The sequence below is a fragment of the Janthinobacterium aestuarii genome (assembly GCF_046113285.1).
Lineage (GTDB): Bacteria > Pseudomonadota > Gammaproteobacteria > Burkholderiales > Burkholderiaceae_D > Janthinobacterium.
In genome coordinates this window covers 4,966,167-4,989,798 of record NZ_CP142524.1, presented here as the reverse complement: position 1 = coordinate 4,989,798, position 23,632 = coordinate 4,966,167, and the positions used below count along the sequence as shown (strand labels likewise).

Annotated in this window: 20 protein-coding genes; 7 read left to right on the top strand and 13 right to left on the bottom strand. The window is 56.5% G+C overall.

The genetic code is table 11. The annotated features are described in order from the left end of the window. Nucleotides 1-12 precede the first annotated feature (12 nt). From OX462_RS22490 to OX462_RS22470, 5 genes are all read left to right on the top strand, one after another. The gene (locus OX462_RS22490) at nt 13-2,283 is read left to right on the top strand and encodes a Tle3 family T6SS lipase effector (protein ID WP_409027087.1); all 2,271 of its coding nucleotides are present in this window, start codon (nt 13-15) and stop codon (nt 2,281-2,283) included. 81 nt (nt 2,284-2,364) lie between these two features. Beyond that, nucleotides 2,365-3,984: a type VI lipase adapter Tla3 domain-containing protein gene (locus OX462_RS22485; RefSeq protein WP_409027086.1), complete on the top strand. Its 1,620-nt coding sequence runs from the start codon at nt 2,365-2,367 to the stop codon at nt 3,982-3,984. 13 nt (nt 3,985-3,997) lie between these two features. Then, nucleotides 3,998-4,264 (top strand): PAAR domain-containing protein, encoded by a 267-nt coding sequence (locus OX462_RS22480; protein WP_070218167.1) that lies wholly within the window; start codon nt 3,998-4,000, stop codon nt 4,262-4,264. Nucleotides 4,265-4,349: 85 nt separating this feature from the next. Further along, entirely contained in the window at nt 4,350-5,009 is a 660-nt protein-coding gene (locus OX462_RS22475) for a hypothetical protein (RefSeq protein ID WP_409027085.1), read from the top strand. Between the two features lie 38 nt (nt 5,010-5,047). Beyond that, a complete protein-coding gene (locus tag OX462_RS22470; protein ID WP_052755885.1) occupies nt 5,048-5,482 on the top strand; it encodes a DUF695 domain-containing protein in 435 nt (144 codons plus the stop codon). On the opposite strand, the gene bla is transcribed toward OX462_RS22470, so the two are convergent. Further along, nucleotides 5,483-6,376, bottom strand: coding sequence for a class A beta-lactamase (gene bla, locus OX462_RS22465; protein ID WP_409027084.1), 894 nt, complete (start codon nt 6,374-6,376; stop codon nt 5,483-5,485). Continuing rightward, nucleotides 6,369-9,044 carry a hybrid sensor histidine kinase/response regulator gene (locus OX462_RS22460; protein ID WP_409027083.1) on the bottom strand — a complete coding sequence of 892 codons (2,676 nt, stop codon included), beginning with the start codon at nt 9,042-9,044 and terminating at the stop codon, nt 6,369-6,371. Before OX462_RS22460 ends, bla begins: the two co-directional genes overlap by 8 nt. Here OX462_RS22460 and OX462_RS22455 point away from each other — a divergent pair. Further along, nucleotides 9,043-9,252, top strand: a complete 210-nt coding sequence (locus OX462_RS22455; RefSeq protein WP_070310055.1) for a hypothetical protein — start codon at nt 9,043-9,045, stop codon at nt 9,250-9,252. The two genes, OX462_RS22460 and OX462_RS22455, sit on opposite strands and share 2 nt — an antisense overlap. 308 nt (nt 9,253-9,560) lie before the next feature. Next, nucleotides 9,561-11,792, top strand: a complete 2,232-nt coding sequence (locus OX462_RS22450) for a TonB-dependent receptor (RefSeq protein ID WP_070218161.1) — start codon at nt 9,561-9,563, stop codon at nt 11,790-11,792. A gap of 137 nt (nt 11,793-11,929) precedes the next feature. Here OX462_RS22450 and gluQRS read toward each other — a convergent pair whose 3' ends face one another. The 11 genes from gluQRS to OX462_RS22395 all read right to left on the bottom strand — a co-directional run bounded on the left by gluQRS (nt 11,930) and on the right by OX462_RS22395 (nt 23,632). After that, entirely contained in the window at nt 11,930-12,859 is a 930-nt protein-coding gene (gene gluQRS, locus OX462_RS22445) for a tRNA glutamyl-Q(34) synthetase GluQRS (protein WP_409027082.1), read from the bottom strand. Between the two features lie 126 nt (nt 12,860-12,985). After that, entirely contained in the window at nt 12,986-13,837 is an 852-nt protein-coding gene (locus tag OX462_RS22440) for a hypothetical protein (protein ID WP_409027081.1), read from the bottom strand. Nucleotides 13,838-14,345: 508 nt separating this feature from the next. Continuing rightward, nucleotides 14,346-14,546, bottom strand: coding sequence for a hypothetical protein (locus OX462_RS22435; RefSeq protein WP_071650130.1), 201 nt, complete (start codon nt 14,544-14,546; stop codon nt 14,346-14,348). Between the two features lie 57 nt (nt 14,547-14,603). Then, complete coding sequence (locus OX462_RS22430) at nt 14,604-15,023, bottom strand: hypothetical protein (protein ID WP_141749848.1); 420 nt, start codon at nt 15,021-15,023, stop codon at nt 14,604-14,606. After that, entirely contained in the window at nt 15,007-15,327 is a 321-nt protein-coding gene (locus OX462_RS22425) for a hypothetical protein (RefSeq protein WP_141749849.1), read from the bottom strand. Before OX462_RS22425 ends, OX462_RS22430 begins: the two co-directional genes overlap by 17 nt. Before the next feature lie 14 nt (nt 15,328-15,341). Next, entirely contained in the window at nt 15,342-15,818 is a 477-nt protein-coding gene (locus OX462_RS22420) for a hypothetical protein (RefSeq protein ID WP_141749850.1), read from the bottom strand. A 77-nt stretch (nt 15,819-15,895) separates the two neighbouring features. Next, a complete protein-coding gene (locus OX462_RS22415; RefSeq protein WP_141749851.1) occupies nt 15,896-16,501 on the bottom strand; it encodes a hypothetical protein in 606 nt (201 codons plus the stop codon). A gap of 40 nt (nt 16,502-16,541) precedes the next feature. Beyond that, nucleotides 16,542-16,826 (bottom strand): hypothetical protein, encoded by a 285-nt coding sequence (locus OX462_RS22410; protein WP_141749852.1) that lies wholly within the window; start codon nt 16,824-16,826, stop codon nt 16,542-16,544. 60 nt (nt 16,827-16,886) lie between these two features. Beyond that, nucleotides 16,887-17,342 (bottom strand): hypothetical protein, encoded by a 456-nt coding sequence (locus tag OX462_RS22405; RefSeq protein ID WP_162995564.1) that lies wholly within the window; start codon nt 17,340-17,342, stop codon nt 16,887-16,889. Continuing rightward, nucleotides 17,343-22,337: an RHS repeat-associated core domain-containing protein gene (locus OX462_RS22400; protein ID WP_409027080.1), complete on the bottom strand. Its 4,995-nt coding sequence runs from the start codon at nt 22,335-22,337 to the stop codon at nt 17,343-17,345. Continuing rightward, on the bottom strand, nt 22,334-23,632 hold the full coding sequence (locus OX462_RS22395) for a DUF2169 family type VI secretion system accessory protein (protein WP_409027079.1): 1,299 nt from the start codon (nt 23,630-23,632) through the stop codon (nt 22,334-22,336). The genes OX462_RS22400 and OX462_RS22395 overlap by 4 nt, the downstream gene beginning before the upstream one ends.

Below are 23,632 nucleotides of genomic sequence, written 5' to 3'. Positions count from 1 at the left end.
CAGGAGAATGCAATGGGCAGCTATCCGAAAGTGCCGTACGTGGTGGGCGAAGACGTGACGCTCCTGCATTGCGAACGCAGCGTCTGCAAGAAGGTGAAAATACGCCGCAACTTGCCGGGCAATATCATCGTTATTCACGGCGTCAACGATGTGGGCGTCAGCTACAAGGCGGTGGAGCATGGCTTGTGCGAGGGATTGACGCAAAGGCTGGGCCGCGGCTTTACGCCAGCTTCTTACCGCATGCCTGTGGCGGCGGACAAGGACAGGCTGGAAGACGATCCCGACGCCGTGTTCTTCAAGCGCACTATCGCCAAGGATACCAACAGCCCCGTGATCCCGTTTTACTGGGGCTACTGTGAAGTGGGAGTGAAATGCAAAACGATCAACGGCCAGTTTGTTGACCGCTATGGCAACCGCCTCGACAAGGACCTGTCCAAGGAAGGCGGTCCCTTCGGCAACGCCACCAGCAGCTTGCCCGACATGTGGCGTCCGGGTATCTATGCGCCTGCGGATCCCATGGGCGATGCCTTGCGTCCATTGAGGACGGCGCCTGGCCGCATGTACATGGTATTGGCGGCCCAGCGTCTGGCCGCGCTCATTTCCATGATCCGCGATTATGATGCTGACGATACCGTCAGCATCGTCGCGCACAGCCAGGGTTGCCTGCTGTCGCTGCTGGCCCAAGCCATGCTGATGGAAAAGGGGCTGGCGCCGGCCGATAATTTGATACTCACGCATCCGCCATACAGCCTGGTGGACAGCCTGCCTCTGCTGATGCGAGGCGCGGCCTGGTTCGACGGCGGCGAGGATGCGGCGATGAAGCCTTATTACCATTTGCTCAGTGGTGCGCAGACCATGGGAGCGCGCCTGAAGACTTTGGCGAATATCGTGGCCGGTGTGGCAAAGGGCACTGGCCAGGCCTGCCAGCCGCCGTTTGCCGAACTGAAAAAGGATGAGCATCGCGGCATGGTCGGCAGCCGCTGGCAGAGCGGAGAGGACCGCGACAATCGCCGCAAGGTTTATCTGTATTTTTGTCCCGAAGACATGACGGTGGCGCTGGATAATATCCAGGGCATGGGGTGGGATGGCGTGCCGGATTATGCAATGGGAAGTGAACTCATGGAAGAAGAGGAGACGTCCAGCATTGATGGAAACAGCGTTTTTACTGGACATACCCGCATCGTGGAACGCGAGCAGGTACGCAATGCGCTGGCGGAACTGGGCGGCAGATTTTATCAGCGGATATTCAGCAACAAGACCAGGCTGGATCCGGCCACTGGAAAGACCACGGTGTCGTTGGTAGGCAAACCGCCGCCTTTTGACTTTCCACTGCGTCTCACGACAGAAAGCGAACAGGCACACGTCGATGTTTCATTACGAAAATACCGTGCGCAACACAAGGCGGTGGCCTGGCCTATCAATACCAGGTTGAGCAAGACGGAACAGCGTAACGGCATACGCACCATCACTGGCGAAACATTGAAACAGCCGGTGCCGGCCGATTTGCGCGGCACCTCGCAAATCGATTCGCCCAATATTCCCAAAACTTCCATGATGCGTAACCGTAAACCTGAAGATCAGGGACCTGTGGAAGAAGTCGATCCCTGCGATGCATCAGTAGCACTTACCAGCGGAAGCGGCCTGCACACAAGCGTCGAGGATCGCCCGGATCCGGCCGGCTATCGCCGCTTTCCGGAGCGCGATGAAGCCATACGCGGGGCCGAATTAGCCTTGATGACGGCTGCCTATAACAAGGAAAAGAAACTCGATGGCAAAGGGCCGCTCGATCAACGCAACGTCATTGCCGCCACCCGCTACACGGACGGAAATGTCTTGGCAACCATCCAGGAAAGCCCGAATGAGGCACGCTTGCGCTGGCAGCGGGAGGTCAGCGCCAAGTCTTTTCATAGTTCTATTATCGGTAGCGCGAAGAATCATAGTCAAGTGACCGCGTATGACGTGGCGATTGGCAGCGGCAAGGCTAGTTCGGATCCGCAGTTTTATGCGTATTTATGTGCGGTGGCGGATTGGCGGGTGAAGAGATTACAGACGAAAGAAAAACCTAGAAAGGGAATACTTCTGGAGGAGAGCTTTCTTGCTGATTTTGCAGCATATTTAAGTGCTGAATCACCGTGGCGACGAACAGTTATTGACGGCAATATCAAGTATTACAACACGGGAATTTTGCCTGCAGGATTGCCCTTGCTAACAGGGGCGTTGTGGAAAATTGTAGTGTCACAAACCAAAAACATAAAAGTAGTGAGCGAAAAAAAAGCAAAATAAATGGTTGTCGAACCTCTCCAGTAGCAATTTTCTCGGATCGACTACCGTTTCTCCAGAACTGCATACCCATAGGTGATAGATATGATGACGCTTCGGTGGTTGGGAATATCGATAGTTATTGTCGTTTTATTTTTTGGTTTGTTATGGCTCAGTGCCTTATCGAAGAGCCAGGCACGTGAAATTGCGTTACAGGTGACGGCGCAACAGCTAAAAATACCTGTGGAATCAGAGCGAGAATATGTGTTGGAAGTGATCGGATTTGGTGTGACGCTCGATAAATACCGGCAGGGTAAATTATGGGAAGCCTTGCGAAAGGGAAGTGCTTATACCAGCATACGTGAGCAAGATCCGAAAAAATATCCCTGGACTGGATATGACAAGGATGGAGATGGCGGTAGTAGGGCCTGCGATGCATTGGAAAACGGTGCAAATCTCACTCCCTTGTATTGGGGCTTGCCATCGTTTTATGCTGGCTCGCCGATACTTAATCCCGCCGCGCAACCCAGTGCGGAGGAACCGATGGCCGGTCTGGTAGCGGGCGCAAGCACGACGGGTTTATCCTTTCATCTTTTTTCAATTGCACCTTGGAAGTTAGACGAGAGACCGGATCGTTTGTTGATAGATGTTTTTGATTTTTTTGATCGTCATCCTGACGTCCCCTATGTGTTGGTGCATTCCGAAGACAGCCCAGGAACCCGCGATGGCGGGCGCAAGCCAGGAGATAAGAAGACGCTGGTTGATGGCTACTATATCCCCGAAATGCCTGATGCCACAACCGTGTTTATCCTGGCTCGTAGGAAGAGGGTGGAATTTTTGCGTCCATATGTGTGGGAAGACCCCGAGAATAAGTTTGTGCAAGAGAAATTCAGGTCTATGTACTATGATTTGAAAAATTCTCTGGCAAAACAGGACAAAAAACTGGATGAAAACTCCTTTTCTATGCCCCGCCAACCCACCGTCGCCGAATGGCTCGCCGCTGCCGCTGCTTTCGCCCAGCGGCCCGACATCCGTGGCGTCGGCTTGCACACCTTCGACAAGCTCAATCCCTGGGAAAATCGTCCGCCGCGCGACTGGAAGCCGACGCCGTGGTTCCCCATTCCGTGGAACCGGGAACAGATGGAAACCTTCGACCGATTGCCTTCGTTTGGATTCGTGCACAGGCCCGTGTTCGTCAAGTTCGCGGATGAGGAAGGCAAGCCCGTGACGCGGCGCGATGCGCGCCAGAAGATATTCAATGCAGGCTGGCAGCAGGCGCTGCAGACCTTGCCGGAAGCCGAGCGCGGCAAGGGGCCTGCGCGCATCGTGGCCGGTACGGGAAACCAGCCGGAACAGTCGCTGATGTTGGAAAGCATGCTGCATGACTATGCGGCACAGGGCGGCCCCGAAATCGACAGCAGCAAGAGCGCGCAGTTCATCAATACTGATCTTCGCCTGGGCAACACGGGCGCGGCCACGTGGTTCATGCAGATGGCCATCGGCGTGATGGGCAGCTACCGCGATGGCGGCGCCAGTGCGGCGATTAATTTACGCGACAGTAATGAGGCCAGCATTATTTTTATTACGCCACCATCGGATGCCAAACGTCAGCAGCAGGATGCCAATGGTGATATCTTCCGCAGCCGCATCACGCCGGCCGTCGATCCGGCCAACTACGTGGCGCCATCGGTGGAAGCCATCCTGGAAAGCTCGGCGGGCAAGTAGAACGGGAGGTAGCATGCGCAAAGTCATCCGTTTGGGCGACGCAACGTCGCATGGCGGCAAGGTGCTCAGTTGTGCCGCCACGCACTTCACGGTCAATGGTATCGCTGTCGCCTGCGTCGGGGACTTGTGCAGTTGCCCCATCAAGGGGCACCAAGGCTGCAAGATTGCCAGCGGCTCGTCCCGGCATCGCATCAACGGCATCGCCATCGCCTTTGAAGGCGACACCACTACCTGCGGCGCCAGGCTGCTGGCTGGCGGCGTCAACTTCCGTACCTCCTGACGCGGCGCGCTCCTGGTATTTCCTGCTAACTATATAATCGGCGCTTGGGCGATACCCGTCCCTGAACGTCGATTGAAGGAATGCCATGCCCAGATATATCGTGCGCCCTTTGGCGCTGTGTGTAGTGTCGGCTGTCTGCCTCTCTGCCAGTGCCGCCGAGGCGGTGGTGGATGCGCAGCAGCGCGCGTCCTTGCTGGAGTTTTATGCGCAGCAATATCCGGGCGAGCCGGCCACGCGCACCGTGTTCGAGAGCGTGCCCGTGGTCGGTGGCCATGGCCGCGAAGTGGTGGGCAGCGTGGAAACGCCGCCGTATCGCGGTCATGGCGCGCTGTGCCGGACCCAGCGCACCAAGTTCGTGCTGCATGGCGAAGGCAAGCAGGCGCGCTGGCAAGAGGCGGGCATGGAGTATTACGCCTGGCTTGACCGTGGCACTTGCCGCGCGGTGGCCGAACCCGTGCGCATGCTGCAACGGATTCCCGATGTGGAACTGGAAGGCGTGTTGCTGTACCAGAAGCCGCTGCTGGAGCGGGCGCGATTATTGATGGCGGGCAACACTGCCTGCGCCCCATTGCGCGCGCTCAAGTTTACGCTGGCGGCCGTCGACGTGGGCGCCGCCGCACCGCGTGCCGAAGAGCGCTACGCGCTCGTGTTCAAGAGCGACCGCGACAGCTACACCCGCGTCTGGCTGCGCAAGAGCGGCGCCCAGTATGACGCCTGGAATGTGACTTGCCCGCCAGTGCTGTAAGCTGCGCTCCCTCGATTTATTTTTTGACTATTGCAACCATGAACGAAAATTCCACTTCCGCCCGCAGCTGGGGCACCATCGTCACGCATAGCGACGAGATGGCCATCATCTACCGCTATGTCGACACCTTCCATGACGACTGGGACCTGTCGTCGCAGCCGGACCGCATCATCATCGCCTGGCGTTATGAAGATGAAACGGGCATGCCCGCGCCGAACGAGCGCGAGCACATGGAGGAGCTGGAAGCGGCGCTGGCGCCCGTGGTGGAAGAAGACGGCTTCGCCACCCTGGCGCTGGTGTCGACGGGCGAAAACTTGCGTGAATGGATTTATTACACGCAGTCGGGCGAAGAATTCTTCAATCGCCTGAACACGGCGCTGGCGCCGCGTCCAAAGTTCCCGATTGAAATCCGCAGCGCGGCCGATCCGGCCTGGTCGACGTATGCCGGCTTTATGGCCGCCCTGCCCAAGTAATTACACCAATGCGGCCGTCACGATGCGCGTGGCGGCCGTGATGATGTCCTGATTCGTGTCCGCGTTTTTCTGTTCGCGGGTGTAGTACACGGCGATGAGCAGCGGCGCGCCGCTGGGCGGGTAGGCCACGCCGATGTCGTTGACGCTGCCATAGGCGCCCGAGCCCGTTTTATCGGCCACTTGCCAGCCGGCCGGCACGCCGGCGCGGATGCGCTTGTCGCCCGTCGTGTTGCCGCGCATCCAGGTGTCCAGTTGCTGGCGCTGCTGCGCCGGCAAGCTATTTTCCAATAACACTTGTTGCAAGCTGTGCGCCATCGACGCAGGGCTGGCCGTGTCGCGCACTTCGCCGGGGATGGCGCTATTGAGTTCCGTTTCCCAGCGTTCCAGCTGGAATACCGTGTTGCCGATGCTGCGTGCAAACGCCGTCACGGCTTGCGGCCCGCCCAATATTTTCATCAGGAAATTGGCCGCGCTATTGTCGCTGTACTGCAACGTGGCGGCGCACAGCTCGGCCACGCGCATGCCATCGGCCAGATGTTTTTCCGTGATGGGCGAATAGGTGACCAGTTCTTTTTTCTCGTAACGCACGAGCTGTTCCAGCAAGCCCGGCTGGCTGACGCTGCGGGCCAGCACGGCGGCCGCCAGCATGGCCTTGAAGGTGCTGGCCAGGGGGAAGCGTTCGTCGGCGCGGTAGGCAACGCGCAGTTCGCTGCCCTGGCGCCAGGCGGCAACGCCGAGGCGTCCGCCGGCGGCCTGTTCCAGCGCGGCCAGTTGCGTGTGGGCGGCGGCGATGCTGGTGGCGGGGGCGGCAAACAGCAGCGGTGCCGGGCACAGCAGGGTGGTGCCGGCGGCCAGCAGGAGGGTGCGGCGGACGTGGTTCGGGGAGTCAGTCATGGTCTGTAGCTATTTTTGGAGTGGAAAGGGTGGCCAGCAGTTCGCCGATGGCGAGCAGGTTGGCCGGCTTGGTCAAATGGTGGTCGAAACCGGCTGCGCTCGATTGACTGCGGTCGTTTTCGGCGCCCCAGCCCGTCAATGCGACGAGCACGACCTTGGCGCCGGCCGGTATCCGGCGCAGCGCGCGCGCCACTTCGTAGCCGTTCATGCCGGGCAGCCCGATATCGAGGAAGATGACGTCAGGCAAGAATTGCGGCGCCACGGCCAAGGCCTGCGCGCCATCGTGGGCTACGTGCGTGGCATGGCCCATCATGTCGAGCACGGCGGCAAGGGTTTCGGCCGCATCGACATTGTCGTCGACCACCAGCACGCGGAAATGGCGGGCGCTGGCGGCGGGGGCGGGCGCGTCCAGTGCGGCGGGGGCGTTGGCTTCCTCCTTCAGCAGCGGCAGGCGCACGGTAAATGTGCTGCCCAGGCCGGCGCCGGGACTGGCCGCCGTGGCGCTGCCTCCATGCAACTCTGCCAGGCGCCGCACCAGCGACAGGCCGATGCCCAGGCCGCCCTGGGCGCGGCCCATGTTTTGGCCCACCTGGGTAAACATGTCGAAGACGGTGGCGATCGATTCGGCGGGAATGCCCATGCCGCTGTCTTCCACCTCGATCAAGACCTCGTTGCCGTTGCGTACCGCGCGCAAGGCGATGTGGCCGCCGGCGGGCGTGTACTTGGCGGCATTGTTGAGTAAGTTGCCCAGCACTTGCGCCAGCCGCGTGGGGTCGGCCTCGAGCGGCAGCGCCTGCTCGTCGAGCGTCACCTGCAACTGGTGATGGTTCGCTTCGATCAGCGGCATGCTCGTTTCCACGGCGCTGGCGATGATGGTTTTCAAGTCCGTGCGTTCGAGCTTGAGCTCGATCTGGCCCCGCGTGATGCGCGCCACGTCCAGCAAGTCGTTGACCAGGTGCACCATCTGATTGACTTGCCGCTCCATCACGTCGCGCACGCGCGCCACGGTGGCGGGCTTGTCGGCGGCCAGGCGCATGATTTGCAAGCCGTTGCGGATCGGTGCCAGCGGGTTGCGCAGTTCGTGCGCCAGGGTGGCGAGGAATTCCGTCTTGCGCCGGTCCATCTCGGACAGGTTGTCGGCCAGCTGGCGCAGCTGTTGTTCCGAACGCTTGCGCTCGCTGATGTCGCTGAACAGCACCGTCAGCAGGCGGCTGCCGGGGCCGCCGAGGCGCGCCGCAAAAACTTCAAACCAGCGTTCCATGGCCACGGCTTCGTTTTCGTAGCGCACGGGCTCGCCCGTCTTGACGACCTGGTCGTACAGGTCGAACCAGTGCTGGTCATGGTCGGGCACGAAGCTGCGGATGGTCTTGCCGATGGCATTGTCGAGGCCCGACTGCTTGACGAAGGCGGCGTTGCCTTCCAGGTAGCGGAAGTCCACGGGGCGGCCCTGCTCGTCGTACAGCATTTCAATGACGCAAAAGGCCTGGTCCATCAGCTCGATCAGGGTGCGGTAGCGTTCCTCGCTGCGCCGTAGCGCATCTTCCACCTGTTTCTGGCGCGTGATGTCGAGCAGCACGCCGGGCAATTGCAAGGGGGTGCCATCGGGCGCATATTCCGCGCGGCCCCGCGCGATGACCGAGCGGTACTGACCATCGCCGGCAGCGACGCGGTAGCTGGCCTCGAACGGTGCGTGCGCGTGCAGCGCCTGTGCAATTTGAGCGCTGACTTGCTCGCGGTCATCGGGATGGATGATGTCCAGGTAGCGCGCCAACGGCGCCGCCGTGGCCGCATCGGCATTGACGGGGAACAGGCGCGCCATATTGCTGTCGGCCGTCACGCGGTCGGCAACGATGTCCCAGTTCCAGGTGGCCACTTCGCCGGCCGCCAGGGTCAGGCGCAGGGTTTCCTCGTTCTGCTTGCTGGCCGTCAGGTCGAGCGAGATGCCGGACAGGGCGATCACGTTGCCGGCGCCGTCGCTGGCGCAGGTGCCGCGCATGTGCGCCCAGTGCAGTGCGCCATCGGGCCAGCGCACGCGGATATCGATCTCGAAATCGCTGGCGCTGGCAATGGCTGCGTGCACCACCGCTTGCCATTGCTGCAGATCGCCGTCGAGCATGGCACCCGTCAGCTGCGCATAATCGATGTGGCTGTCAGGTGGCAGGCCCAGATTGGCCTTGAACGCATCGGAGCCGGCCATACTGCCGCTGCCCAGGTCGATTTCCCACGTGCCCATGCGGCCGCCCTGCATGGCCAGGCGCAGCCGCTGTTCCGTCTGCCGCTGCTGCGTCACGTCGCAATGCGAGCCCAGCCATTCAACGATGCTGCCGTCGGGCGCCAGCACGGGCAGCATGCGCACGAGCATGTTGCGGTAGCTGCCGCTGACGTGGCGCAGCCGGTATTCCGCCTCGAACACGGTCGTCAGATGCGACGGCATGACGTAAGGCAAGTTGCGGTCGTCCGGATGCAGGGCATTGAGCCAGCCGCGGCCCCGCAGTTCGGCTTCCGTCTGGCCCGTGAAGGCGCGCCAGGACGGCTGGTCGGTATCGAACTGGCCGAAGGTTTTCGTGCTCCAGACGATGTCGCAATGGGCGCCCAGCAGCCTATGCGCGGCCTGCGCGGCGGCGGGGGAGGAAATGATGTCGTGGCTGTGCTGGCTCGGTTCTGGCATGGATAAGGTCGGCAATGGTGCGGCGCGCCGCCGCTGCACTGGGATGGGGCAGCACGGCAAGGTCAAGTATGGCGATATTACAGTCAAATACCGGCCGGAGCCTGTCTTGCAGGCAGCATTTCGCCGCCGCGGCGCAACGGCGGCGCCAGGGCCGGAAAATGGGCAAAACAGCAAGCTCCTGAGCGTATTGTGGCTGAATAACCACTAGTCAGGCTTTTATGTTGGTGAATAAATATTTTACATAACAATATTCTTGCAGCGCATAAGCCGCTTGAATTAAATTGGCGCCTTACTTAAAAGTTGGTGTTCATCAGACATCCGAGAGATGCGGCCGGAACCGCTGTCAACTTGAGTGACAGCCAGGACAGAGCCAGTGACGCCGAGAGCGGGGGAACATCCGCTCGCGCTGCTGCACCGTGATGGTGCAAACGATCGTCCAGCGCCGTATATAACCCGGAGACAGGTTGCAAGAAAGACAGATTTCGCAATTCTTTTTTTAAACTTCTGGGAAACCACATGATCAAGATGTCCAAGATGCACAAGCGTTTGTGCGCCAAAAGCGCTGCTATGCTGGCACTGTCCGCTGCCTTGCCTATCGGCTCGGCTTATGCTGATGAAGTCGCTGCTGATACGACCCCTGCCGCCAGCCAGCTGGAAACCGTGACCGTGACGGCACAGCGCCGCAAGGAAAATATCCGCGACGTGCCCGTTTCCGTGTCGCTGCTGCGCGACGAGAAGCTCGACGTGCTCGTGTCCAGCGGCCAGGATATCCGCGTGCTGGCCGGCAAAGTGCCGAGCCTGAACGTGGAATCGTCGAATGGCCGCACCTTCCCCCGCTTCTACATCCGCGGCTACGGCAATACCGACTTCAACATCTTTGCATCGCAACCTGTTTCCCTGATTTACGACGATGTCGTGCAAGAAAATCCCATCCTCAAGGGCTATCCGATTTTCGACGTGGCTGGCGTGGAAGTACTGCGCGGCCCGCAAGGCACCTTGTTCGGCCGCAATACGCCGGCCGGCGTGGTCAAGTTCGAATCCGTCAAGCCGAAGCTGGACAAGGTTGAAGGCTATTACAACGTTTCCGCCGCCACGCACAACACGACCAACTTCGACGGCGCCGTCAACGTGCCGCTGAGCAAAGAATGGGCGCTGCGCTTCTCGACCCTGCGCCAGCACCGCGACGATTACGTCGACAACACATTTACGGGCCAGAAAAACGCGCTGGACGGCTACAACGAACATGCTGAACGCGTGCAATTGCTGTACGCACCGAACACCACGTTCAACGCCCTGTTCAATGTGCACCAGCGCAACACCACGGGCAGCGCGCGCGTTTTCTACGCCAACCTGATCAAGCAGGGCACGAACGACATCGTCGACGGTTTCGACCCGAACAAGTCGTTCACGAATGCGCCGAATTTCCAGCGTCTGCGCACCAACGGCGCCAGCGCCCGCCTGAGCTGGGATCTGGACGGCGTCAAGTTGTACTCGATCACCGGCTTTGAACAGGTCGGCAGTTACGTGTCGCATGGCGACATCGACGGCGGCACGCCGACGGGCCCCGGCTTCATTCCTTTCCAGGTAGAAACGGCCGGCGGCATCACCAGCGTGAAACAATACTCGCAGGAGTTCCGCGCCGAATCGAAAAATGCCGGTCCGCTGAACTGGCAGGCAGGCGTGTACTACTTCAACGAAGATGCCAACGGTTTCACCGACAACTTCGATACCGACACGCACGTGCTGACCACGCACCTGGCCAGCCGCCAGAAGAACTCGGCCTGGGCCACGTTCGGTTCCGTCAACTACGCCGTCAACGATGACTTCATGCTGCGCGCCGGTTTGCGCTACACCAAGGACAAGAAAGATTTCAACACGGTGGAAGCGACCAACATCGTGCAGGTCAACCCGACCAGCGCCGATGTCAGCAAAGCCAAGGTCAACTGGGACTTGAGCGGCACCTATAAATACAACAAGGACGTGAACTTTTACGCCCGTATCGCCACCGGTTTCCGCGCACCAAGTATCGCCCCGGCCAGCGACAAGGTGTCCGTGACGGTTGCCGATGCGGAAACCATCACTTCGTACGAAGCGGGTATCAAGGCCGATTTGTTCAACCGCCGCGCCCGCGTCGCGTTCAGCGTGTATGACTACCAGGTGAAAAACCAGCAACTGACGGTGGTGGGCGGCACGTCGAATATCACGCGCCTGATCAATGCAGCCAAGACGAACGGCCGCGGCGCCGAGCTGGAACTGGAAGGCTTTGTCACGCCGAGCCTGAAGATGTCCCTGGGCGGCAGCTACAACTTCACGGAAATCAAGGACCCGAGCCTGTCGATCGCCACCTGCGCGCAAACGCGTTGCACCGTGACGGACCCGCTGACCACCGGCAACCGTGCCATCATCGACGGCAATCCATTGCCGCAAGCGCCGAAGTGGACGATCACCGCCACGGGCCGCTATTCGATCCCGATGGAAAACGGCGAATTCTTCGTCTTCACGGACTGGGCTTACCGCAGCAAGATCAACTTCTTCCTGTATGAGGCAACCGAGTTCACCGGCAAGCCGATGGTCGAAGGCGGCTTGCGCGTGGGTTACACCTGGGATGCCGGCAAGTATGAAGTGGCCGCGTTTGGCCGCAACATCACCGACACCCAGCGTATCACGGGTGCCATCGACTTCAACAACCGCACGGGCTTCATCAATGAGCCACGTCAATTTGGGGTGCAATTCAAAGGCAACTTCTAAGAACACATAAGCAAACCTGCTGCGCGCCGTGATTTGCGGCCGCTCGCTACGGTTTTCTTAAGTGTTCGGTTCCAGGCGCCGGCCATGTGCTGGCGCCTGCATTGCTACCCGCCCGGCTCGCGCCGCGGCGGGTTTTTTTATGCGTGCCCGGGAAGGCGCGCCAGCCGCTGCGCCCAGGCGGGAATGGCTTGCCGCCAGAAGTCTTCCACGTCGTCGGCGCGCACGTCGAGACCGAGGAAGCGGGCCGCCGGCAGCAGCGCCGACGCCAGCAGTTCGGCCGCATCGGTGCCCGTATCGAAGGCGAGGGCGCCTGTCTGTTTCGACAGTTTCTCGCCGCTGTCATTGGTGACGACAGGCACGTGCAAGAAGCCGGGATGAGGCAATCCCAGCACATCCTGCAGATACAGCTGGCGCGGCGTGGAGTCGAGCAAGTCCGCCCCGCGCACCACCTGCGTGATGCCCTGTGCGCCATCGTCGACCACCACGGCCAGCTGATACGCCCAAAAGCCATCGCCGCGCAGCACGATGAAGTCACCCACTTCGCTGGCAAGGTCTTGCCGCTGCGGACCCGCCCAGCGGTCCGTAAAGCCGTACACGGCTTGCGGCCCCTGCGGCACGCGCAGCCGCCAGGCCCGCGCCGCCTTGCCCGTCGCCAGCCCATGGCGGCAGGTGCCCGGATACACGGCGACTCCCCCCTTGGGCGCCCCCGCCTGCAGCACCGAATCCTGGATCTCCTTGCGCGAACAGCCGCACGCATACACGAGGCCATCGTCCTGCAACTGCTTCAGCGCCGCCTCGTACAGCGGCAGCCTGCGGCTTTGCCACGTCGCCTCGCCATCCCACGCCATGCCGCAGCGCTGCAAGGTGGCCAGGATCGCCATATCGGCACCCTCGACGTTGCGGTCGTAGTCCAGGTCCTCGATACGCAGCAGCCATGTGCCCTGATGCACCTTGGCATCGAGATAACTGGCCATGGCGGCAACAAGCGAGCCCATGTGCAGGGGACCGGAGGGGGAGGGGGCGAAGCGGCCGATGTAGGGAGCGGTGGGGGAGTTCGGAGACGGCATGCTGTAAGTGTAGGCGGTGGTGACAGGCACTGATGGTTTATTGCGCAGGATCGGTAGCTTGGCGACAGCGGCAAGTATCGTGCAGGGCGATGGGCAAGTCAAATCCTGGGTTGTTCCAGGTGCTGCCTAATTGATAATCAAGTGTGTAACGTTATCTTCAACATATGAAATTTCTTCATTGCAGTAATGCGGGTCATTCAGCTCTCGGAAATGTAAATCCTTGTCGAGTTTCTTCGTTCTGAACTTGTTACTCAGCAGTGCTACAACGCTCCCCTCATCTGGCCAGTTTGAAGAATATGTTGCTATCAATGCATTTTCAAAAGAAATTTCATTGAGAAGACAGATTTTTAATCTTCGAGGTAGCTTCTTCAATAAATTCAGCCATTGTATCTCACTTGTTTTTGGGAAAAAAGTATCACTATTTTTTATGGATTCCATTATTCGTTGCTGCACTTTTATCGATTTATCTATATTGATATGTGATTCACAATTATCATTCATTTTCAATCGGATGGGTGATTTTCTGGCTATTTTGTACTGCAAGATTATGCATGATGAGGATGTTTTTATGTCATGTTGTACGATAACGCTTCCCCACGGAAATTGAAATATTATTTCTGATAACCCTTTCATTTTTCCGGGAATGCCAGACTTTCTTTGAATTTTTTTGACTAACGATGATTCACTCACGCCGTTGCCTACAGAATTATTTTCAAAGTAATGCATTATTACGTAATCTATTTCGGGGAAATTTTCTTTTACAATAATCAACTCGACAACGTAATCGCCTACCCATCCATTGATATCAAAAATATACATTCCAGCCCCTGTTGTTGTGGGTTTGGTGTGGAATGTATTGATAATGCTATTTATGAAATAGTTTGCTGGAGTTTTTTTCGATAATGCAATCTCTCCATTGACGAGCAGTAATCCATCAATGAAATCAAAAATATAGCTTGGGATTTCAAATTTTTTCATTCTGTTATGCGGAATTTTGAATGAGGCATCTCGTATGAATTATTACAGTGATTCAGCACGGTTGGTAGAGGCAAATATTGTTCCCCATCGGATCTTCGACGTTCAGAAAACTTGCGTAGGGAGCCTCTACATAATTGACGAAAAAACATTTTTTTCCAGTCGCTCCTTGAGCGTGTCAATATTTTTCGTTCGTAAAGTGATAGATTGATCGTGCCACCTTTGCTACCTACGCGATGTGCTTGCTCAATTTTTGAAGGATGCATGAATTCTATTGAGAATTTTTTGTTGGACTCGTGTGTCATTGTCAGACGGCGACTGGTGCCTGAATTACACTGAATGATGCTATCCATCGTAATAAAAAATCCGAGATTATCAATGTAAAATTCTTTTGCTTCGTCAAAATTCAGGCAGAGTATTCCTATATTGATAGTGTCTAAAATGTGACTTTTTATGGGTCTCATGGTTATTTTTGTAATAGAGGATAAATACGAAAAATATTATTTTCAAATTACATAAGCCAGGATTTTATTGTGAATAAAAAATTTTCACAGGCTTCATGTTCTTCTTTGAAAAAGCGAAGCCCTGTTTTTATTCCTCGTTCATAATAAAAAACCTCCCAATATCCATTTTTTTCTCTGATGCACAGACTCTCATCCTGAGTCGGATCGCCAATCGAGAAAGCATTTGATGGTATGTTTAAAATTGCCATCTCGTGTCCTATATCGGAAATACTCATATATATGGTAATCTGAATTTAATATTGGTTTTATTGATAGGCGCAAAAAACTGATGTGGTTTGATTATGTGGATCGTGGCAGGCGTCTATTTTCCCCCACGGCCCTGATTGCGGCAGAACGATGCCAAAATCATCCAGAAACCAGCGTCTCACTCTTCTTGTATATTTTCCTTCTGGTTTAGACTGAAAACCATCCATGCAATTTTCCGGACCAAAATCCCAGCATTTTATGGGGCCATCATCTTTCTCAAAAAAAATAACGATTATTCTCAATTTCTTTAGTTTGAAACTTGTTTTGTAGGCGATTACCTCTTCTTCATGCATTACCCATGCTTCCCAGTCTTGATCCATCGAGTGTAGATTTTTTCTTTTCATCCCTCTAAATAGAATGATTGATTCGTTTGCAGAAAAATATCCATCTTCAAATTTGACATCACGAATTATATCCATTGTCAATAATTTTAATTTTGTGAATTTTTATCAGTTTATTATTTTCATCAACCAGGCTTATCTTATAGTTTTCTGATTTGGCATAAAAGTAAGCGGAGAAGAAACTTGAATTTAGAAAAATCCAAAAAACATATTTCCAACTCTTTTTATATGAATTTTCATTGATCAGTAGATTAATTATTTCTGGCGTGATTAGTTTGGCATTCCAAGCCTTGGATAGCTTAATGTGCATATCAGCTCCCTTGTTAATTTCAAACTTCATGCTTGAAAAAAAATCCTTATGTGGATAAATAAGAATTTTCATTTTTGTCCTTTGATTTATTGTGTATGAAAATAGTGCATATTCCAGGATATTCCAATTGATGCCATCGCGGATTGAATAGATGCTGAAGCTGAAATGCTGCCCCATGGAAAGTTGAATGCGGAGAAAGATTTTTTTACTTCGTCAGGATTTTTTTCCAACACTTTAGCAAGTAATCTGGCCAGGTTGTTCTTGTCGGATATCAACTGATTTTCCGTTGAGTTGTATCCATATTTTTTGGTATTTCCTCCATCCCACGATAGCCATACATTCTTCATGCAATAATTTTCAAAGATAAAATTTATGCCAAACTCAAATTCATTCAAGCTTCCGCACGTTGATAAATTGTGCACGAAAGTATTGGTTTTGTTGTCTTCTATTTCAATGTCATTTTCTTTTGCAATTTTAATAAAATCAGATTCGTTAAGTGGCGCCATCATGATGCCGTCCAATAGGAGATAACCATTTTTTGTGTCAAATGATACTTTTTTCATTTTTTGAAACCTTGCCGGATGACCTGGTTACGGAGTGGTAATACGATAATCCCCAACCGGAAACTATGCGTTGACCGCTAGCGGATTAGATTTTCGCATATCCACTCTAGAGTTTTTGCATAGGAAATATTTCCTTTTTTCCGTTCTTGAGTCGCATCATGAAGAAAAGAGTTCTTTAGTTCCAAAGTTCCATTTTGTGTGACCCACATGCAGATTGAATCAGAGATAGCATGATCTGTATTGGCTTCATCAAGTATTTTTGCCATCATGTGCAAACCTTTAAAAATATGATTTTTTAACATATGGAATTCGGCCACAATCATGCGCAATCTCAGGGATTTGCTTTTTTCGAAGCTATCGAGAATTTTCTCTTGTTCGTGGCTTGGTGAGTTGTGTAGGTAGTAACTAAATACAGGTTCAATATGGCCATTGAAAACGTTGTCGTCGTCGGCAGATACATTGATGGTGATGATGTTTTTTGCAATTTTCAACATGGCTGCGTTTGGCGGACTTTGCCATGCTATATCCCAGATAATCCGATGTAGTTCCGCGCAATAAAATTGGTGTTCGAGCGAGCGAGCAAAAAAATCAAGCTCGTTGCTTGTAAGTGGAGCAGTTTTCTTTGCGATAATTTTTTTTCGCAAGCTTTTAAGATATTTTTCTTCCAGACGCAATTTTTTCATAGTTAATTATAATGAATTCTAATTCATTGATAGTCTCGTTTTATCTATGATAGTTTGAACTGATGATTTTTATCGTCTTTTTTGAAATGGTATAAGTGATGGATCTTCCCAATGATGTTTTTCCACCTAGTATTTTTTCGACGGATGCAAAATTTGGTACGAAAGTTATTTTAATATCTTCGTTGTTGTTTTGAATATATATTTCAAAATCTGAAATATTTCTTTGTTCTTTTTTGAATTCATCCAAAACCACGAGCAATTTTTCAAGATTTTTTCCGGAAATTTTTTCTTCTAAGTTTTCTATGTTGGGTGTATGTTTTTCCATATCTCCATCGGAATAGGAAAGGTTTATTGGAGTACTCTGTTAATTAATATTTATTCTCTATCATATGTTTGTATTTTTGCCATATATTATCATTGTTGAGCAAAGTGATGATTTTTGATCTGCTTTGACTATTATGTATCCCCACGAGAAAGAAAAAAAATCCTCGTACTTAGTCGATGTTTCAGCTGGTTGATCTAGTGATTTTGAAATTAACTTACTTAGATATTTTTTTTCATTGATCATGTCCGAGTGACTGGAGTCATAGCCAAGTCTATTGGTGATTCCATCTGTCCAGATTATTTCAATAATGTAAAGAATTTCATTTTTAAATCTGAGATTTACTCTTGTTTCCAGATTGAGAAATTGAATATTTTGCATGCTATATGTTTCAAATTCATTTATTTTCCCAAAGCTTTCAAGAAAATTTATGTTTTTTATTTCTTTGATTGATGTGTTTTTGTTTACGTGAAAATTCTCATTTATTTCAATATCTCCAGTATTTTTATTTATATTCATTTACGGCCTCGGAAATTTAAATATTTTTGCGTTGGCTTTGAGTTTTGGTATATCTGAATCATCAATAAAGTATTGGTTTCCTCCTCCTGCGCCTAGTAATGTATTTGCCAATGCTTTTCCCGTGCCTGCACAGATATCTTCCGATAGTTTGAATGCTTGAACCTGATCTCTCATCGGTCGCGCCCCTGGAGTGTTTCCGGAATGTGAGATTTGCGTTAAATTATTGTATGCCAATGCGCTTCCATTTGCGGAAATAAGTGTCATTCTGTCGCTGTAATAATTTCCGGGTTTGGGGCCGTACGGATAAAGGGAATATAAGATAGTCCCTTTTTTTAAAACAATATTTGTATATGCATCGACTCCTGGGTAGGGCGGCTTACCTTGCCATTTTGTTGCTGAAGCTGATGGATTTTTACCAATACAAGGATTGCATGGTGTGTTTTTTGCACATTTCTTTGCTAACCCTAATGGGTCACTCCAGCCAGTGGGATTTGGTGCATATGTATATGTATTTAATCCACCAAGCAAGCCAACCGGATCTTGCGTCACATACCTGGCTATATCCGGATCATAGTACCTATAGCGGTTGTAAAACAGCCCCGTTTCCCCATCCTCATACTGCCCCTGAAACCGCAGCGGCTGCTTGATTTCTCCCTCGACGTGCAGCAAGCGTCCCCATGCCTTGTAGCGTCCGCTCCAGACCACGTTCCCTTGCGCATCCGTCAGTTCGCGCGGCGTGCCCAGGTGGTCGCAGTGGTAGTAGGTGATGCGGTCGTGCGCTGCCGCGCCGTCGGCTGCCGCCAAGGTATGCTGCCATGCCGAGGCATGCAGCGCTTCACTGTCCGCCTGTTCTTGCGCAATTGCCGCTTGCAGTTCGGCATCGTGCCGGGTGGCGGGTAAATCCCACTGCGCCACGCGTGGCAGATGTACGGCGCTTGCCTGGCGGCAGGCTGGCGAAGCGATCCTGGCCATCGGCACGAAGCTGTCCGGCTCGTACAGGTATGTGACCGTCTCTTCGTGTCCAAGTTCCTGCGCCAGCGTGTCGCCGTCCCAGACGAAGAAGGTGGTGGTGGCGCTCGTGCGGGCGGGCTGGTCTTTGCTGATGTCTTGCTGCTTGTTCCAGCGCGCTTCTTCTACCCGCTTGGCGATGCGGCGGCTGAAGGCGTCATAAAAGTAGCGGGCGCGGTGGCGCGACTGGCGTTCCGTCCTGCTTGCGTGGCTGAGGCGGTTTTCGGCGTCGTAGTGCAGTTCCAGGTCGCTCCAGGTCGACTCCCTGCCTGGAGGATGGAAGCGCTTGCCGGTGGCGTTGCCTTGCTCGTCGTAAGCGTATTCGGTATCGCCATAGTTGTTCACGACGTTGCCGGGCGCGGGAGCCTTGTCGACCAGATTGCCTGCGGGGTCGAAGGCGAAGCGTTCCGCCAGGCCCGGCTGCACGGCGGCCAGCAGCTGGCCGACGGGATCGTAGGTATAGCTGAGTTTGCCAAGCGGGCCGCCAGCGGTGGCGCCTGTCTGAAAAATGGTTGTCAAGTTGCCTTGCGCATCGTATTCGAAGCGGCGTTCGCGCACGGGGGCGGGTGCGTCGGCGCCGCGCGCCAGGGTCAGCTGGGTGAGCCGCGATTGCGGGTCGTACAGGCGCGTGGCGAGCAGGCCGCTGTTGCCCAGGGTGCGCTGTTTTTCGCGGTGCAGTTTGTCGCGCTCAACATCGACCACGGTCTGGCCTTGCCACAGCACGCCATGCCAGTGGCCGGAACCGTAGCGCAAGGTGTCGATGCGGCGGCCGTTCGGCAGGACCGTCTGGATGCGGTTGCCCAGCTCATCATAGGCGTGCGTCATGACAAAGCTGGCGTCCTGCGCGCGCGGGGCGTTGGGCAGCCTGCCGGCGTCGGGCAGGGATTGCAGGAAATATGCGCTGCGCTCTTCTATCAGCTGGCCCAGCGCGTCGTGGAAGAAACGCTGTTCCGCTTGCGGCGCGGACACGCCCGTCAGCCGCCCCAGCGCATCGTAGGCGTAGCGCACCACGCCATCCGACGTGGTCTTGACTGATAACAAACCGAGCGCGTCGCGCAGCAGTTCCGTGCGTTGCTTGCCGCACTCGGTGGCGCTCAGGTTGCCGGCCTGGTCATAACTGTATTGCGTGCGCTTGCCGTCGAAGCCCGTTTCCGACGTCAGCCAGCCTTCCGTGTGATACGCGAGCCGGTAGCTTTCACCCTTGGCGTTGATCAATTCCGTCAGTTGCAGTGCGGCATCGTAGCGGTACTGCACCGTCTGGCCGATGGCGTCCGTGCGTTCCACGGGCAAGCCCTGGCCGTTGTAGCGGTAGCGCGTCTGCTGGCCGGCGCCATCCTCGTGCAAGACCAGATTGCCGTCCGCATCGTAGGCATACTGTTCCCGCGTTTGATCGGGCGCCGTGAGGCGGATCAGCCGGCCCAGCGCGTCATACTCGTAGCGGGTGGCATGGCCCAGCGCATCGCGGGTCGTTTCCAGCCGACCCAGTGCATCGTAGGCATATTCGCTGGTGTGGCCGGAGCAATCTGTATAGGCGGTCAGCCAGCCCTGGCGGTTGTACTGAAAATGCTTGCTGCCGCCCCTGGCGTCAACCAGTTCCACCAGCTGGCCGCGCTGGTCGTAGCGGTAGCGCGTGACGTGGCCCAGCGCATCGGTGATGCTGACGGGGCGGCCTGCCGCATCGTATTCGCGGCGTGTGATATTGCCCAGCGCATCCGTGAAGGCGACGGGCTGGTTCTGGCCGTCGTAGTCGATGTTGCTGCTGTGCCCCTTGGCATCGGTGCTGCGGGTCAGGTTGCCGGCCGCATCGTAGGCGTAGCGCGTGGCGGCGCCGTTGGCGTCGATATCGGCCAGCAGCATGCCATCGCGGTCCCATTCGCGCCGGCCCAGCGAGGCTGCCTTGCCGTCGATCACGCGGCGCACTTCGGTGACCAGCCAGTTGGCGTCGAAGGTGTATTCGAGGACGCCGCCGTTTTCCGTGACGCGGCTCGTGTCGTTGTCCACGTAATTGATGCGCGTGTGCTCGCTGCCATCCCGGGCGCGCGTGGCGATGGCGCGCGCCTGGTAGCTGTTGGCCACGGTGACGGGATGGCGCTGCGCCAGTTCCTGTGCGCTCAATGGCGAGCCGCGCCAGCGGGCGCGCAGCGCGTCCAGGCTGATCCATTCCAGCTCGTACGTAAAACCCGTGTAGCTGCTGCACGACGTGAGCAGGTGGTGACGATAGCTGTAGCGGCGCGTGTCGCCCAAGGCATTCGACTGGCTGACCAGGTTGTAGCGGGGCGCGAAGGGCGGCTGGCTACCGTCCGTTTCGCTGGCATAGGCGTAGCGGACATGGCAGAGCCGGCTGCCGTCCGCCAGCACTTCGTCAACCCGGCAGATGCTGCAGGACAGTTCTGTCTCGCCGCGCATGGCTTCGAGCACGCTGCCATCGTCGCTGCGCAGGCGCAGCAGTACTTCGCCCGGTTTGGCCTCCATGAAACGGTCGATGCTGATGCCGCGTCCATCGCGCCCTTCGCTGCGCACGAGCGCAAAACGCTGCGTGGCAATCGGCGCGGACGGGGCCAGCATGGCGTTGACGCCGTCGTAGCCGTGCGGCAGCCAGCCGCCTTCAGCGCGCGCGTAGCGGTCGCTGCTGCCGTCGCGCCACAGCACGGTAAAGGAGTCGGTGCCGTCGCGCGTCAGCGTAAAACCTTCCTTGCGGCTATCGTGCCGCTGGCCCGCTTCCAGGTCAGGCAGGCGCAGGGCGCGGCCGCTGTCGTCGTGCAACACGATGCCGGCGTCGCTCAACGACAGGCTGGTGGTGTAGGGCGTGGACCAGCGTGCGCCCAGCAAGCCCCAGTCTTCGCATTCGGCGCCGGAGCGGTAGCAGCGCGTCCAGGCGATGGGGATGCTGCGCTCGAGCGCGAAATCCGTCTGGTACAGGATTTCCTGGCCCGTACCGAAATGCACGGGCTTGCGGCCCTTGACGGGTTTTTTCGCGGGGCCGCTATCTTTCGGGCAGCAGTCGGAGGGCGGCTCCGATTTCGGTTCTTTCTTGCCACGGCTCTTGCCGTCGTCGCCGCCGTTTTTCGGGGGCGGTTTGTCGAATTTTTGGGGCGGCTTGTCCGGTTTCTTGCCGACCAGCTTGTTCTTGACCTTGTTGATGGTCGGCGCCGCCTTTTTGCCCAGGAACTTGCTCAGTATTTTTCCGCCTGGAACCTTGCTGAATACTGCCGCCTGCAATACGTTGCCGGCGACATTCATGCCGATGTCCGCAGCGGTGCTCAGTAGATCTGGTGTCTTGCCTGTCAATATGTAATCGGCCGCCTGGTCTAGCACCGTGGCAGAGGCTTCCACTGCCGTTCCACTGGCAACGGTCGCCGTGCCGGCAACGGCGCCTGCTGCCGCCCCCGCTTCCATCGCGGCGGCAACGGGGGCGCCCACTCCCGTTGCCGCCACGCCAACGCCAGCCACGCCCAGCACGGCGCTGCCTGTCAGGACGGTCCCGCCCGCGTCCACCAGGTCTTCGGCGGCGCCATGCATTTTCTTCGAGCCATGATCCTTGTAATCGTGTGCCGCCTCCCGTATCGCCGCCTTCAGTTCCTTGAGCACGGGCTTGGCCGCTTCCGCACCCCGCTCGTAAATCTTGCCCACGGTATTGCGCGAATTCATCCATACTTCGCGTCCCATCTGCACCAGGCTGGCGCCGTTGGCGCGGTGGATGGGGCTGGCGACCTTGGTGTCGACCTGCTTGCCGACGGTGCCACTCTTGATGCCGCCCGCCTTGCCGGCCGCGTCGCCCTTGACGGTGGGAATGGTGCTGCGCTGGTGCAGGATGACGGGTTCGCTGTGCGACTTGACGTTGGGCGAGGCGTTCTGTGCTTCCGAGAATTCACCGATGATGCTGTAGGGAATAGGCGGCGTGCTGGAGCCGACGGGCGTCTTGCAAATGTCGGGGCTGAGGCTGACGCAATAGAAGCGCGAGGCTTTGGTGACGGTTTCATTCGTCATTTGTCTTTACCTTGTTCGGCCGCCTTGCCGAGTGCTTCCTGGGCCTGTTCCAGCAGTGCTATCCGTGCGATCTGCGCCGGCTCCATCACGTGCAGCAGGCGCGACTCCACCTGGCCCGCATCGGCCGGCACAATGGCGCGCCACACCAGTTCCACGCTGGCCGCCTCAGGATCGATCAGCACCGTATCGATGGCCAGGCGCCAGACGAGCAACTGGTCGTTCTTGTCCGCCAGCAGCAGGCACATCACTTGTTGGGGCAGGGCGAAGCGCAGCACGGTGTTGCCGCGCGGGTCGATGCGGGCCGACGGATGGTCGTGGCGGCACAGATTGGTCAGCGTAAATTGTTCCAGTCCCGCCAGGTGCGGGCATTGCTGGTCGGGCGGCGTGCTGTTCCAGTACGCGAAATCGAAGTCTTCCGGTAACAAGGGGGCTTCGTCGGCACCCCATGTGTCTTTTTCCACGATGTGTCCGGCCAGTGCGCGGCGCGGCAGCCAGCCACGGCCGATAACGGCCAGCCCCGCCGGCGCGGGCAGCTCTTTGGCGCCCGCGCCTTGCCAGAACTGGGCGGCCGTGCAAGGTAGAGATGCATCCGTGATGCGCGGTGCGGGCACCTCATTGATCTGTTTCGCATCCAGGTACCAGTGCCGCGCAAAGCCGCGCCCCAGCGGATTGGCCTGGCAGGTATCATGCTTCGCCGCGTTGCAGTCGTCGGCCTCGATGCGGCATTGCCCGCCATACGCATAGGCATAGTGCAGCGGCAATTGCAGGAACGGTTCCGGCGTGGACAAGTGCCACGGATTGGGCCGAAGCAAGCCCGCCGTGGCGACGCGGGCGCAGCCTTGGGCCAGGCGGGTGAGGATGGCTTTCTTGTGGAAGGCGCGCTCGCCGCACACCTGCAAGGTCTTGTCGATCAGGGTCTTCTTTTTTGACTGTACTTTCAAATTGACGAGAAATTGCGGCATCGCCTGCCCGCGCGGCGCGTGCGCCACGCCATTGACGATCACGTCGCAGCGCGGCTTGTATGGCGCGAAGTCGCTCTCCTGCACGGTGCCCGCCTGCGTGTCGTCGTGCAGGTGCCGGTCTTCCGTAGCCAGCGGCGACTGGCGCGCCATGGGCAGCAGGCTGGCCACGCCATCGGCGCCGCACGGGCCGAGCGTGTAGCCCATGCGTGCCACCACCACATGAAAGGCCTCGCCAAACTGGTCGACCATGTCGAACTGGCTGGCCGCGTGCGGCGTGCGGTTGTCGAAGAGCAGGTTGGGAACGTTGAAATGGGCTGTGCCGGCGTCGTTCAT

What these genes read in the sequence shown, in the direction of transcription:
- OX462_RS22440 (WP_409027081.1), bottom strand. Translation starts at nt 13,837, where the DNA reads ATGAAAAAATTTGAAATCCCAAGCTATATTTTTGATTTCATTGATGGA.
- OX462_RS22450 (WP_070218161.1), top strand. Translation starts at nt 9,561, where the DNA reads ATGATCAAGATGTCCAAGATGCACAAGCGTTTGTGCGCCAAAAGCGCT.
- bla (WP_409027084.1), bottom strand. Translation starts at nt 6,376, where the DNA reads ATGACTGACTCCCCGAACCACGTCCGCCGCACCCTCCTGCTGGCCGCC.
- OX462_RS22420 (WP_141749850.1), bottom strand. Translation starts at nt 15,818, where the DNA reads ATGAAAAAAGTATCATTTGACACAAAAAATGGTTATCTCCTATTGGAC.
- OX462_RS22405 (WP_162995564.1), bottom strand. Translation starts at nt 17,342, where the DNA reads ATGAATATAAATAAAAATACTGGAGATATTGAAATAAATGAGAATTTT.
- OX462_RS22415 (WP_141749851.1), bottom strand. Translation starts at nt 16,501, where the DNA reads ATGAAAAAATTGCGTCTGGAAGAAAAATATCTTAAAAGCTTGCGAAAA.
- OX462_RS22460 (WP_409027083.1), bottom strand. Translation starts at nt 9,044, where the DNA reads ATGCCAGAACCGAGCCAGCACAGCCACGACATCATTTCCTCCCCCGCC.
- OX462_RS22455 (WP_070310055.1), top strand. Translation starts at nt 9,043, where the DNA reads ATGGATAAGGTCGGCAATGGTGCGGCGCGCCGCCGCTGCACTGGGATG.
- OX462_RS22400 (WP_409027080.1), bottom strand. Translation starts at nt 22,337, where the DNA reads ATGACGAATGAAACCGTCACCAAAGCCTCGCGCTTCTATTGCGTCAGC.
- OX462_RS22490 (WP_409027087.1), top strand. Translation starts at nt 13, where the DNA reads ATGGGCAGCTATCCGAAAGTGCCGTACGTGGTGGGCGAAGACGTGACG.
- gluQRS (WP_409027082.1), bottom strand. Translation starts at nt 12,859, where the DNA reads ATGCCGTCTCCGAACTCCCCCACCGCTCCCTACATCGGCCGCTTCGCC.
- OX462_RS22395 (WP_409027079.1), bottom strand. Translation starts at nt 23,632, where the DNA reads ATGAACGACGCCGGCACAGCCCATTTCAACGTTCCCAACCTGCTCTTC.
- OX462_RS22435 (WP_071650130.1), bottom strand. Translation starts at nt 14,546, where the DNA reads ATGGCAATTTTAAACATACCATCAAATGCTTTCTCGATTGGCGATCCG.
- OX462_RS22425 (WP_141749849.1), bottom strand. Translation starts at nt 15,327, where the DNA reads ATGAAAATTCTTATTTATCCACATAAGGATTTTTTTTCAAGCATGAAG.
- OX462_RS22430 (WP_141749848.1), bottom strand. Translation starts at nt 15,023, where the DNA reads ATGGATATAATTCGTGATGTCAAATTTGAAGATGGATATTTTTCTGCA.
- OX462_RS22410 (WP_141749852.1), bottom strand. Translation starts at nt 16,826, where the DNA reads ATGGAAAAACATACACCCAACATAGAAAACTTAGAAGAAAAAATTTCC.
- OX462_RS22475 (WP_409027085.1), top strand. Translation starts at nt 4,350, where the DNA reads ATGCCCAGATATATCGTGCGCCCTTTGGCGCTGTGTGTAGTGTCGGCT.
- OX462_RS22485 (WP_409027086.1), top strand. Translation starts at nt 2,365, where the DNA reads ATGATGACGCTTCGGTGGTTGGGAATATCGATAGTTATTGTCGTTTTA.
- OX462_RS22480 (WP_070218167.1), top strand. Translation starts at nt 3,998, where the DNA reads ATGCGCAAAGTCATCCGTTTGGGCGACGCAACGTCGCATGGCGGCAAG.
- OX462_RS22470 (WP_052755885.1), top strand. Translation starts at nt 5,048, where the DNA reads ATGAACGAAAATTCCACTTCCGCCCGCAGCTGGGGCACCATCGTCACG.